An 11,918-nucleotide genomic window follows, 5' to 3' on the forward strand; every position below is an offset into this window, starting at 1 on the left:
GATCCGATAAATGGTTCCTTGACATTTTTAGAGAAATTAGAAAGACGAAATATCAGCAAACTGTGTTGACATTTCGTCTTTAATTCGTAGCGGGGCATGGATTTGAACCATGGACCTCTGGCTACAGCTCTGTTATTACTCCTGACGACGATGTCACTAACAGAGAATCATGCCACTCTTCTTATTTTGATTCATCAGTCACGACACTTATGGCGATAAATGAAGATGCGCCCGTCATACAGCAGTACGAACGGGCGCGTGAGCAATAAACATTGGTCGAATACTAACAACCAAGAAGTTAAAAGTATCCATACATTCAAGAAAGATTTTATCACTCATGTTTAATTATAGTGAAACCACTGTACCTACAGTGGGCAATGTTAACGAACTTATTACATTTAATGCACCTGCTATCACGTTTGTTGATGATACTGCGAAGCGTGAGGAGATCCGCGCGTTAAGTCCTGATGAACAGATCCGCTGGGCTAACACGAAGATGGATAACTTGCGTAATCTCACGGTTATTACTAATGAGAGTGTGGAGCTTGCGAGCAAGAATGTAGCGAGCTTATGCATGGCTTTGTACGAGGTTATTTCTGCTGATATTTGGCAGATTCTGGGTTATGACTCGGTAGAAGAGTGCATTAACACTGAGCTGAACTTAAAAGAGCTAGGCAAGATTCAAAATGCTCGCCAGCAAGTGTCGAACACTATGAAGGTGACTGGGCAGTTTTCTAACCGCGTGATTGCTGCAGTGCTTGGGGTATCTCACGCAACTATCAACCGTGATTTACAAAAAGCTACTGTGCAACTGGAACATCATGTTCCAGTTGCACACCCTGTGTCTTCTTCTGGTCACGGTGACCAGAAGGTACTTTCGATGGATGGTAAATACCGTATTGATAAGCGTGATGACGCGGCGAAGATGCGTGATTTCCTTGAGTTTGCTTACTTGGCGAAGTTGAAGGACAAATCGCTGCGCGAGATTGAAGAGTTAACGCACACTCCTTTTAGGACTGTATCTAATACGTTGGGTTTGCCTGATGTGGGTGATTTTTTCCATGAGCAGGTCACGCGCTTGTTTGTACGGGTGCGTCGCATGGAAGTGTCGGGCTTGTCGCGTGGTGCTATCGCGGAAAAACTCAAGATTACTGTGCATGGTATCGAGTATTTAACCAGTCCGGATGGATGGTTGGACGCGGATAATCATCAGCATTCTTTTGGTGAGTCGTTCCAGAAGATTAAGACTCCGATTTATTGCATGCTCGATCCGGTTAGTGTGAAAGCGTGGGCAGCGTCGGAAGGTCAGGCTGGTCGCGATCCGCTGCGTATGAATGATAGCGAACGTTCCCTGACCACGGTCAGCGAGATTGCTTTACTGCTCGGCCAGCAGCAGTCGAACGTGACGTATCACTTGAATCATTGGAAAACCGCTGTGAGTGAGGATGCGTCTGCACAACGTGTGAGCGCGTATGTCGAGCAGAAAACCAGCGAACAAGCAGAAGACCAGACTCAGACTGCTTCTGCTGATCGGGTGGTTGTAGATGCTGAATCGACCGTGATAAGCGAGGAGAGCACTGTTGTTCGTGACAGGGTCAAGGCTTCTGGTTGGCGTTTTGTGTTGGCGGATGTGTATAACAGGATGACGGGTATTCAAAAGCTGCGTATGCTCTATTCGGAGCATAAGATGATTGAACCTGAAACATTGGGTGAGAAGCTGGAAACCTATGCTTTGTACTCGTTTTATCTGCTGGATTCGGATAAAACATTCGAGAAGTCTGAATGCTCGATGCTGGTTAAGAATGCTACGCATTTAATTGAGCAGGTGTGCAAGATTCTTCAACCGTTGGCTATGATTAGTGATTTCGCCAGACTCGTTCCTGCCTCTCTTAAGCAGAAAATTGTCGAGGCTATCGATGATCTCATTACCGTGTTGCAGCAGGTGCGTCATGCTTTCACGTCTGACAAACCGGTATCGTACGGCATGAGCGGGGAAGAGCTACGGCGTGAACGCGAACAGATGCGTGAACGCGACGAAATCAATGAACTCATGCAAAACATGTTCTAACACCATCACGAGAGAAAAAGAAGCGTTATTTATTATCCCCCATATGGGGGATAACACAAGTTTTTAGGGGAAGAGGACACTGATGAGTAGCACTTTTTATGCTCCCTATAACCAGGTTGTTGAAGCCTGCCAACAGGTCGGGTTAAAGGCTGCGTGCGCGAAATGGATGGGCGTTACGGGCGAGTCTATTAATACGCTCGAGGCTATCGCGTTGAATCGTATTATGTTGGCATGGAATGATACCAGTGCTGATCTGCATGCCAGGAATGATTTATCGTGCTTGTCGGGATGGATTCACGTGACCGCGTTTAACGCGCTGAGCGAGCATTCCCGTTTCCTCAAGGGGAGTATGCCGGTTGATCAAATGCCCGAGGATGATACGTATGACACGTTGTTCCCGCTTAATCTTTTACTGGAAGAAAAGGACAGAGACCGTGCAGAACTCGTTGCCGTGTTATCCAAGACTTTCCCTGCTTTTGCCGGCCATGACTCGTTGCAAAGCGTGCTCAATATTCTTCACCGGATTATCGTGAAGTACACGGGTCTTTTTAGTCGTAAGGAATGGGATCACATCAATCGGTTGGCTACCAGCTATCATCCGAATAAGCGTATTGTTGAAGAGGTGAAAAACGTGTGTGTGCACGCTTTTAGAACACAAAATATTAACAAGGATATGCTCAAAAATCTACACGCTGTGTATCTACAAGAAACGGGTAAAACCGTCGAACTCGTCACAGCCTAACACGTCCATGTCTTTCTTTTAAGGCTGTCATGCTCTCTATTAGAGTGTGGCAGCTTTTTATGTTATGCAGCAGCTGCTATCAGGAGTTGTTTCGCTGTCCCGTGGTCGGGACTGTGCCCGCTGGTTCGGGGATAGCGACGCAGGGTCAACATGCTGGCACTATCGGTTGGGTGTGTGGTGCGTCGTCCGGTTTGTGTGGCTGCTGGCGAGGTCAGGTAGGTGAGTTCTTGGTTCCACCATGCCCATAGGGCGCGTTCTAGCGTGTAGGTGGCTTCTCTGGTGGCGGTAGTGCCGACGCACGCATGTTTGATGGCGAGCTGGTCGAGATAGCTTGCCGGTAGCGGTTTTTCTAGGTGTTGTGTGGCCAGCTGGTTGCCTTGTCTAATACCGACGCCCTTATAGGTGCAGGCGTCATGTGAGGTGATCTGCAGCCACGAGGTGAGCATGGTAAGGAGTGATTGGCGTATCGTGGAGAGTGTGGCAGGGGTGGGGGCGTATTCACTTGTGTCAAGGTTTTCACATTGACTAACCGTAAGCCTTGTGTTTGTGCTGTTTTTCATGGTGTGGATGGTGTAGGTGTGAGCGAGTCTGCCCTCGGCTTTCCGGGTCAGGCTGATAAGGCCTTGACTCATGAGGCGTTTAAGACTGGTGGATGCTGCTTGTCTGCTAATCCCACAGGTTAAAGCGATGCGTCGTGAGTCTGCTTGAATAGTGAGCCGGTGTGCTTGCAAAGCGAACAGGCTGAGCGTGTTAAGCACGCGCTGGTCGGTTGCTTGACCAGTTCCTGTGAGATGGCGTGTCATGTTCCACGCCACGAGATTTTCAATTGTATGGGTGGTGGTCTGGCTGCGGTGTAGAAATTCGCTGTCACTGCCCGTGAATTGTGTGTTGCCATTGGTGATGGTGGTGTAGGCTTTGCGCCACATGCGCGCTATCACGCTACGCATACTGTTCGCCCCCTTATTGTCGCGGGGAATACGTGTGTCGTGGTTGTTGCGCGTGAATGCGTGTATGAGTCCTGGCAACTGCTCGTGGGTGTCAATATAGTCGGTGTATTGGCTGTAGGTCCAGTGCGCGCGCACTGCCGCTAAAGTGATTTGGTATAAGCGTGCCGAGGTATCCGTCGTTGGGCTCACTGGTGCGTTCAGTGCGCTTATCGCTGCAGGAGACAGTGGGCGCAGCGTGCCCGGGATAAACGGTAGACCATGCTGGTCTACATGCTGCCCGGCCGGCTTGTCTTCTCCCGTAGTATTGGCTGGTAGCGCTTGGCTGAGGCTGTTGAGGCTGTCGAGGAGGTCGAGAATCTGCTGTTCACTCGCTGTTGGTTCTAACAGAGCGTTGAGATCGCCGGTGAGGATTCGGCTGGCGCCTTTTTTCCAGTGCGGGGACAAGGGTGGGCGCACACACCCGGTGGCTGGGTTGAGCATGCAGGTCGGATCCACACTCGGATACACTCGGCGAGCAGCCAAAGCGATATCGCGGGCCAGTTGTGCGCTGATGCTATCGAGTAGTGCTATCCAGATATGGTAGCCTCCGTTAGCAGACGACGAACACAGTACGTACTCAATACCGTGTGTGTCTAACAATTCTTGCAGCCGGGCAGCATCTTTGTCTGCTTGCGCGGGATTGTTGGTGTGGTTGTCGATATCGAAGACCAGGTATTGATACGTGTTCTCCCATGCTAAATACATCGCCCACGGGTCTAAAGGTTGTTTGGTCATGCTGGTTTCGCGTGTGGTGTTGGTGTACGCGCCGGCAGTGCGCGTGTAGACACGGATTGTGTCACGCACGCTCAGCTCACGGGTTAATGCCCATGGATCCATGAATCTGCTCACAGCTCACACCCCTTTCACGCGGTCATTTGGTGGCTACAAATTTTTTTTTGCCTTCACTGATAAATGACATGAGCGTGAATCGTTTATTGATATTCATGTTTTTCCTGTTGATATCAACACGGTTCCCTACTTGGATGCATTACCTGATAGACCACAAAAAAATTTCGAGAGACGTGGTCGGATATGTTGATGAGGAGTTTGATTATGAAGATTGCTATTGCGAACGCGAAGGGTGGTGTGGGTAAAACCACGACCACCTTGTATTTAGCTTCTGCCGCGGTGATGCGTGGCTTGGCTGCGCGCGTGTGGGATGCGGATATTCAGGCCAGTGCGAGCCTATGGGCAGACCAAGCAGCGTCTATCGGTCAACCGTTACCATTTGAGGTGATGCCAGCCAACCGATCCACGCTCATGAAACCCACTGATGAGCATGAGTTGGTGTTTATTGATTTGCCGCCTGCCGGTGACGTTATGGTGCAGGCGTTGAGTGTGGCTGATGTGGTGATTGTTCCGATGACGGATACGGCGGTTGATTACCAGCAAACCTGGATTACGATGCACAACATTCCAACAACCACACCGAAGCGTATTTTGCTTACACGCGCTGAGGAAAACACCAGTGCGTTCAAAAGCCTGGTCGCTGCTTTAGCGGAGCAACGGTTACCACGCTTTTACCCGGTCATCCGCAAACGCCAACCCTTGAAACTAGCGATGGGCACCAACCCGAAAAAGTTGTTCGAGTATGCGGACGTGCTCACAGAATTATTAGATTTGATCAAGAATAAGGACATCTAGGATCATGGTGAACAATCCTTTTGCTCCGGCGTCCTCGTCGGTAGACGCGCAGGGCAAAGCCAGTATTTTCTCGAGCCCGGCCACGCCGGACGTGTCCTCGCACACGGTCACGCAGATTGATATCAATAAGCTGCGCGCTTTTCATAATCACCCGTTCAAGGTCCTCGACGATACCGCGATGGCTGAACTCATGGCCAGTATCGAACGCAATGGTATCCACACTCCCGTGATCGTACGCGCGCTGGAGAATGAGAATGGCATGTTCGAGCTTATTAGTGGCCATCGCCGTGTGCACGCTGCACGCAAGCTGGGGTTAGAGCGTGTGCCGGCGATCGTGGTGCATGCTGATGATGACCGAGCCACCATCATGATGGTGGACGCGAACTTGAACCGTCCATCCTTACTATTCTCGGAGCGTGCCAAGAGCATGTATCAACGCTACCAGGCCATGATGCACCAAGGAGTGAAAACCGATAGCGCCCACACCACAGCGGAAGTTCTCGCCCAGCAGTTCAATACGAGCGAAGTGTCCATCCGCCGCCTGGCCTCCTTGGGTCGTTTACCCGATTCCTTGCTGGATCTGATTGACAAGAAACGTATGGGTGAAAAGTTCGCGCGTATGCTCATTAGTTTAGACGGCAATCAGTTGGCTGTTTTCGATAACTACATGCGCGTGCATCCCGACGTGAAAGCCAAAAACACGTTTCTATCCGAGTTTTTAGCACAGTATAACCAGACACACGAGGTCAGCGAACAGATACTTGACCACGTGTTCCACGCCGTTACAGAAACTCCGGTTGTTCGTGTGGCCGTCCCCTTGGACTGGTTTGCCGGTGACGTGTCCACACCAGCCGACGCTTTAGAAACTATTCGTCAAGCACTCACTGCTTATAAGAAGGAAGACTGATTTGTTATGGAACTTATGCACTGGATTATCGCCATCATGTCTATCGCTGTGGCGTGTATCGAACTGATTGTTATCGCGTACCTGTTTCGTGTGGCGTGGCTGGCCAGGCAAGAAACCAAACAGTTAGCCGCGCGCGTGTTGTCATCTGATGGTGAAAGTGAGCTCAACAGATGATTTTTACGCTGGTTATTCAGGTTATTCCTGTGTGTTTGGCTCTCGCGGGGGTTTTGGTGTGGTGTTCTTTGCATGTGAAGCCACCGTTTTCTCGTGTGCTGCGTCCGATTTTCACATGGATCAGTATTATCCTGTCCCTGGGCAGTCCTCTCCTGTTCGTTGTGTTAGCTGGCCTGTACTGGTCGAGTATGGTCGAGCTTTTTAGAATGCATCCGGTGGTGTCGTTGATTATGGTGACGGTCTCGATGAGCGCGTGGATAAGTTTGGCTGTGTTTTTAGCACACTCGTTGCGTCCGAACACGGCGACCTCGCTGCGCCACATGTTCACGAGCGGCAAGAAGACCACGACACCGCTGGGGTGGAGTACCTATACGGGTGGCAATACCAACGATTTTAACGCGCACGCTGGTGGTATGGCTCCCGTGTATACGACACCGTTTGATGATCGCGTGCAAGGTTTTATGCAGGGCGCGTATTGGGCAGCGAGCCAGTACGAGTTAATGCCCGACGAGAAACAGTATTTAACAAGCCGCGGTGAGAACATCGAAGAAGTCCAACGCATCCTGCATGTCATGGCTGCTTTTCGTACCTCGGGCAAAGTCATGACATATACGCCAGAACCGGGATATTTCCCTCACCCGTTCCCCGTAAAACTGTCAGGAGATAGTCAGGAGTAACTGCATGTTTGGTGTTGATCTCGACGAGCCGCAAGCCTGTTTTATGGAACAAACTGGATTATCCTCTCCCACAAAGAACGTGGGTGAGGATACACCTGTTTCTGGGAGCGTCTTGTCGAAAAGTGAGCTCAAGAAAAAACAGCAAGAAGCGTTGAGAGCACTGATTGCTGAAGACCTCGGCCATACCAGAAGCCACGAGAATACGCCCACCACATTCTCAACCAAGAATACGAGCCGCCAGTCGTTGATAGCACGTGTCCAGCAAGCGTGGACGGTACTCACCTCACAAGCCACACCACAAGAAGTAGTAGAACAAGCAGCCACCCAGGATACTGCTCACACTGACGTGCCAGATGTTGAGGATGCGCCGGTTGCGGTGTCGTTCCTCGACCAAGTCGCTGAGCCTATACGCGAACCAGAAGATCATAGAGAAGACGCTGCCACGCCGTTAGCCCAGGGGGAGACCACGGATAGCGCGGATGATTTTAGTGTATTCGCCGGTCTTGCTGATGATGCGGCAGACACGTGGCAGCCAACCGCTACGACGCCTGATCAGAAGAAACAGAGGCTTAGTCTGCCACGTGTGCAATCACGAACAATTGTCTTGACGGGTGTGGGTCTGGTGGCCACGATGATCGTGGGCATTCTTATTACTGGTGGGCATGCGCAGCAGGTCGGACGCGACTGCACGAGTGCGGTGAGTGTGTATGAGAAGACCTATAGCACGTATACATCTCATCTTGCTGCTGCGCGCACACTGCTTGACTCTACCGATACAACCAGTCTGGTCGATGCCACGTTACTCGATGAGCTCTCGCGTGTGGTGAAAAACCCGGTAACGAAGATGAGTGGCTTATCGTGCACGGTTGGCTCTTTCGATACACAGGCGGCCGATCGCACGTTGACGCGCGTTCATGGCGCCACGGATGATCTGACCGCAGCGCAGAAGAAAATACGCGATCTCGAGAAGAGTATCGGGGCAAGTATTCAGGCTAAAAAGCTCATCGACGCGAAAACTGCTGCCCAGGCGAAACTCGATGAAGCTACTAGCCTGTATTCCTCGTCTAATGGCCAGGTCGCCGATAACACTACGCGTGACACGTTGAAAACCCAGATTGATGCTTTAGATGCTGCGGTGAAGGATAAGAAGGCTACCGTTGAAACGCTCAGTGAGAAGATGCAAGAAGCTCAATCTGCGATTGATCAGGTCAATAGTAGTGTGCAGGCGAAGAAGGATGCCGACGCACAAGCTGCAGCAGCCGCAGCGCAAGCGCAAGCACAGGCGCAGCAGCAGGCGCAGGCGCAGAGTGTGCCGGTAGTACCTCGCTCTCGTTCGGGTTCGTCTGGTGGTGCAGTTCCTCGGCGTTCTACACCATCTACTCCGTCTGTACCATCGGGGTCGCCGTCATGGAGTGTGCCCTCGGATCCGGGTGAAGCGTATTTACCAGGAAGTTTGAACTAGGAGGATACCAGGATTATGCAGTTGGTTGAGTATATGAGCAACGCGCAGCACACGTTGGGGCAGATTACTACGGGGCAGCAGTGGCAGCGTTTAGCACGCTTTATCGGCGCACTGTATGCGCACGATGCGTACACGATCCTCACGATTAGCGGCCAGGTGGATGAGCCACCCTTCCTGCTGCTCTCACCTGTGATGGCAGCAGGCTTGCCATGCCAGGACTTGGATAGTGTGCATGTGGATGTGGTGGTGCCACGTGTGGTGCGCACCACATGGTCGCGTCAGCAGTGCGAGCAGGTCACGCCCATCATGATTCATGATACGAGCGCGAGCCTGGCGCATCCGGTGAGCACGATTCGTATGCTCAATCCCCACGGCAGAGTTCATCACACTGTCCCGTGTGCGCGTGAGAGTCAGGTTTACCTCGATCCGATTTACCTTGACGAGGGATACCGGTTAGCTGCTCTAGTCAATCCCCAGGCACATATCACGCAGCATATTGAGCATACGGGCATACACTCTTATACAGTCACGTTAGCCAGTGAGTCTATGCGTGTGATTATCCCGGTCGAGACGAGCGGACCGGATAGGGTTTTCCCCGTGAAGGCTGCAGCTGCTGCCTGTGATCGTGTAGATGCTCCCGTGTGGGCCACCCACAGTGCGGTGGTCGAGCAGTGGGTTATGCTGCCACACTCGGTTGATTATCCTCACAGTGTTCCCCGGCAGAAAACAAGCCTGCTGACTGTTCAACGATCCGCACACCGTGTTCTACCAGACGATAGTGGGTATGAGACATTGCTGCGCCAGCGCATGATGAGCCTGTTCACTTTGGCGGGCGCATGGCAGATCACTACCGGTCAGAACGTGGATATTGCGGTCGCGCATACACAGATGAGTGTCCGCGACGACGCAGCAGTGGTCTCGTTGTTGGTCGCTTTGGCGCGTATTGTCACCGCACACACCAGTTCTTCTGGCCACGATGCTGACGTGGTGGCTCTTATGGCTGCATTAGTCGCAGCATCCATCCTGGAAATCGATACATCTGGTGTAGCGCGCACTGTGTCCCAGAACACGTGTGATGTTGAGCAGCTGGATATGAGCCGGCGTGTAGCCGTCACTGTGGTCTCGTGTCTGTCTCCTGGATTGCTGGGCACGGGTCATGGGACCAGTAGCTGGTATCCCACCAATCGACCTGTGATAGACAGTCACCCCAGCCACGTGTTAACGCCGCACGTGTCGCTACCTGAGAGGTGGAGCGTGCATCAAGGTGTCATGTCGTTGTCGTTAACGGGAGGTTTACATGAATAAACTCGGCGTGTATCTGGTGGGTGGACTCACGTTTATTGTGGCGGTGATCTTGGTGCCGGTCATGATTTTCGTGTGTTTAAGCTCGAGCTCGTCCCATTGCAATTCCGGCGACAGCAACACGGGTAGCAATAGTAGTAGCACGGTTCAGGTGGTGGATGCGAAAAATTATAAGCCGCCCGAGACCGCGCCCACACCGGTAGCGGAAGCTGCAGCTCGTTTCGTGGAGAACGTGGCTTTAGATCCATCTCACGGGTATTCTCAGCCGCGCCGTAATGGTAACCCTGATTTTGATTGTTCTTCTTTGGTGTATTTTTCCGTGACGCAAGGCGCAGGCATTCAACTGTCGGTATCTTACCCGTTTACCACGTTTAATATGGGATCGGTCTTGGAGAAGGCGGGATACATGCATTTTCATTGGAGCGGTAACGCCAAGGATGCGAAAAATGTGCTCAAGCGTGGTGACATTATCGTGAACACCCAAGCTCACACCGAAACATATTTAGGCGGTGGCCTCTTTGGTGCAGCACGCCACGCGTACCCCAGTGGTATCGATGACGGTCATGCCGGAGATCAAGGTACAGGCGCGAAGGAAGAAATTATTATCAGCCCATACCTTGATCCGGGCCTGGTAGACGCGTACCGGTACACGGGGACGCAAAACGTTGACTTGTCCACTGTGTCCAAGTTCTTGCATGGTGTCACTGATTTTATTGCTGGCCAGTGCTCTACAAATGATAACCAGTCAGATGCCACGAAAGTCTCTGATGTGGTGCCTGCCAATCTCGTGCATGCCTCTGCCGAGGATGCGCGTGCTTATGCCAAAAGCATTATGGGCCAATACGGGTGGAACGACGATACGTCCGATACGGGAGAGTTTGGTTGTTTGGTGTGGTTATGGAATAAGGAGTCGGGATGGCGGTGGAACGCCGAGAATAAAAGCTCCCATGCGTACGGGATACCTCAATCGTTACCGGGCAGCAAGATGGGCAGCGTCAAAGACGACTGGAAAGACAATGCCGGCACACAAATCGTGTGGGGTATGCAATACATCAAAAACCGGTACGGCTCCCCGTGTAGCGCGAAGAGTTTTCATTTGCAAAAACATTGGTATTAGTCGAGAGGAATGTGTGATCATAATGTTGATTAGAGCGGATAATACGACTGTGTTAGCGCCCGATTATTCTTGGGTTCCTGCCAATCTTGGTCGTTTTATTGGTGGTATTCAAGCTATCTGTATTGTGGTGTTGGTCATAGCGGTCATAGCTGGTGTATTGCGTTTCGTGTTAGCGCGTGTGACCACGACGCGTGTTGATGATGCTATTGGCGATCGCGTGTTGATTAGTGTGATTGTCGCGTGTTTTTTTATTGCTGGTTTGGGTCAGCTTGTGGGCGATCAGATGGGTGCGTGGAATACTGATGTGTCGTCGAATTCTGTGATGGTCTACGGGACAAATAGTTCCTCGGGCGTGGGGGAAGATACCAGCAATCTTATTGAGCAAATCACGAAACATGGTATTGCCAATGGTGTATCGCGCACCGTGAAAGCGTGGGGCAAGAGCGCCAAGGATGCTGCCGGTAAAATCGCTCAGGGTGCCAAAAAGGGATGGGATTCCTTGGTTGGTTGGGCACAAGATCGAGGGCGAGATATTGGTAATGCTGGACGTGATGCGCTGGATGCTATCTATGATTTCTTCCACAAGCCCACAGATAAAAAATAGAGCTCTGTTCGATGGTCTTGACCTGTGGATTGGTGGTAGATTGCCTTGATATCAAGAGCTGTTTACGTGGCTGGTCATTACTTCTATAGGAGAACATGACGCATCATGGAGTATGGAGCACGTATTCCCTTCTTCTGTATGTGTGCTCATGGTAGGTGGTGGGGATTGTTCTTCCCCTTCTTCTCTCTCTATATATCTCTGCTGTGGGGTGGTCTTGATATCAAGACCACCCCAC

At 51.4% G+C, this 11,918-nt stretch carries 11 protein-coding genes; 10 read left to right on the top strand and 1 reads right to left on the bottom strand.

Going from position 1 to position 11,918, the window contains the following annotated elements:
- Nucleotides 1-337 precede the first annotated feature (337 nt).
- Both HMPREF2909_RS09285 and HMPREF2909_RS02140 read left to right on the top strand, forming a co-directional pair.
- Entirely contained in the window at nt 338-2,068 is a 1,731-nt protein-coding gene (locus HMPREF2909_RS09285) for a hypothetical protein (RefSeq protein ID WP_071415050.1), read from the top strand.
- A gap of 82 nt (nt 2,069-2,150) precedes the next feature.
- Nucleotides 2,151-2,810, top strand: a complete 660-nt coding sequence (locus tag HMPREF2909_RS02140; RefSeq protein ID WP_071415051.1) for a hypothetical protein — start codon at nt 2,151-2,153, stop codon at nt 2,808-2,810.
- A gap of 62 nt (nt 2,811-2,872) precedes the next feature.
- Here the strand turns inward: HMPREF2909_RS02140 and HMPREF2909_RS02145 are convergent, their stop codons facing one another.
- Nucleotides 2,873-4,645, bottom strand: a complete 1,773-nt coding sequence (locus HMPREF2909_RS02145; protein WP_148130781.1) for a TOTE conflict system archaeo-eukaryotic primase domain-containing protein — start codon at nt 4,643-4,645, stop codon at nt 2,873-2,875.
- Nucleotides 4,646-4,849: 204 nt separating this feature from the next.
- On the opposite strand from HMPREF2909_RS02145, the gene HMPREF2909_RS02150 reads away from it, so the two are divergent.
- Genes HMPREF2909_RS02150 through HMPREF2909_RS09435 form a run of 8 tightly spaced genes read left to right on the top strand, consistent with a single transcriptional unit; the run spans nt 4,850 to nt 11,683 of the window.
- Nucleotides 4,850-5,440 carry a ParA family protein gene (locus HMPREF2909_RS02150; protein ID WP_071415053.1) on the top strand — a complete coding sequence of 197 codons (591 nt, stop codon included), beginning with the start codon at nt 4,850-4,852 and terminating at the stop codon, nt 5,438-5,440.
- Between the two features lie 4 nt (nt 5,441-5,444).
- Complete coding sequence (locus HMPREF2909_RS02155) at nt 5,445-6,347, top strand: ParB/RepB/Spo0J family partition protein (protein ID WP_071415054.1); 903 nt, start codon at nt 5,445-5,447, stop codon at nt 6,345-6,347.
- A gap of 6 nt (nt 6,348-6,353) precedes the next feature.
- The gene (locus HMPREF2909_RS09140; protein WP_168165258.1) at nt 6,354-6,521 is read left to right on the top strand and encodes a hypothetical protein; all 168 of its coding nucleotides are present in this window, start codon (nt 6,354-6,356) and stop codon (nt 6,519-6,521) included.
- A complete protein-coding gene (locus HMPREF2909_RS02160; protein WP_071415055.1) occupies nt 6,518-7,198 on the top strand; it encodes a hypothetical protein in 681 nt (226 codons plus the stop codon). Before HMPREF2909_RS09140 ends, HMPREF2909_RS02160 begins: the two co-directional genes overlap by 4 nt.
- A 4-nt stretch (nt 7,199-7,202) precedes the next feature.
- The gene (locus HMPREF2909_RS02165) at nt 7,203-8,660 is read left to right on the top strand and encodes a hypothetical protein (protein ID WP_071415056.1); all 1,458 of its coding nucleotides are present in this window, start codon (nt 7,203-7,205) and stop codon (nt 8,658-8,660) included.
- Between the two features lie 15 nt (nt 8,661-8,675).
- Nucleotides 8,676-9,965 carry a hypothetical protein gene (locus HMPREF2909_RS02170; protein ID WP_071415057.1) on the top strand — a complete coding sequence of 430 codons (1,290 nt, stop codon included), beginning with the start codon at nt 8,676-8,678 and terminating at the stop codon, nt 9,963-9,965.
- Entirely contained in the window at nt 9,958-11,079 is a 1,122-nt protein-coding gene (locus tag HMPREF2909_RS02175) for an aggregation-promoting factor C-terminal-like domain-containing protein (RefSeq protein WP_071415058.1), read from the top strand. Before HMPREF2909_RS02170 ends, HMPREF2909_RS02175 begins: the two co-directional genes overlap by 8 nt.
- 22 nt (nt 11,080-11,101) lie before the next feature.
- Nucleotides 11,102-11,683 (top strand): hypothetical protein, encoded by a 582-nt coding sequence (locus HMPREF2909_RS09435; RefSeq protein WP_071415059.1) that lies wholly within the window; start codon nt 11,102-11,104, stop codon nt 11,681-11,683.
- Nucleotides 11,684-11,918 lie beyond the last annotated feature (235 nt).

Source organism: Alloscardovia sp. HMSC034E08, from assembly GCF_001813415.1.
In the GTDB taxonomy this organism is placed as follows: Bacteria; Actinomycetota; Actinomycetes; order Actinomycetales; family Bifidobacteriaceae; genus Alloscardovia; species Alloscardovia omnicolens.

Bases quoted from the DNA above. Each gene is read 5' to 3' on its own strand.
- HMPREF2909_RS09285 (WP_071415050.1), top strand. From the start codon at position 338: ATGTTTAATTATAGTGAAACCACTGTACCTACAGTGGGCAATGTTAAC.
- HMPREF2909_RS02165 (WP_071415056.1), top strand. From the start codon at position 7,203: ATGTTTGGTGTTGATCTCGACGAGCCGCAAGCCTGTTTTATGGAACAA.
- HMPREF2909_RS02150 (WP_071415053.1), top strand. From the start codon at position 4,850: ATGAAGATTGCTATTGCGAACGCGAAGGGTGGTGTGGGTAAAACCACG.
- HMPREF2909_RS02155 (WP_071415054.1), top strand. From the start codon at position 5,445: ATGGTGAACAATCCTTTTGCTCCGGCGTCCTCGTCGGTAGACGCGCAG.
- HMPREF2909_RS09435 (WP_071415059.1), top strand. From the start codon at position 11,102: ATGTTGATTAGAGCGGATAATACGACTGTGTTAGCGCCCGATTATTCT.
- HMPREF2909_RS02175 (WP_071415058.1), top strand. From the start codon at position 9,958: ATGAATAAACTCGGCGTGTATCTGGTGGGTGGACTCACGTTTATTGTG.
- HMPREF2909_RS02160 (WP_071415055.1), top strand. From the start codon at position 6,518: ATGATTTTTACGCTGGTTATTCAGGTTATTCCTGTGTGTTTGGCTCTC.
- HMPREF2909_RS09140 (WP_168165258.1), top strand. From the start codon at position 6,354: ATGGAACTTATGCACTGGATTATCGCCATCATGTCTATCGCTGTGGCG.
- HMPREF2909_RS02170 (WP_071415057.1), top strand. From the start codon at position 8,676: ATGCAGTTGGTTGAGTATATGAGCAACGCGCAGCACACGTTGGGGCAG.
- HMPREF2909_RS02140 (WP_071415051.1), top strand. From the start codon at position 2,151: ATGAGTAGCACTTTTTATGCTCCCTATAACCAGGTTGTTGAAGCCTGC.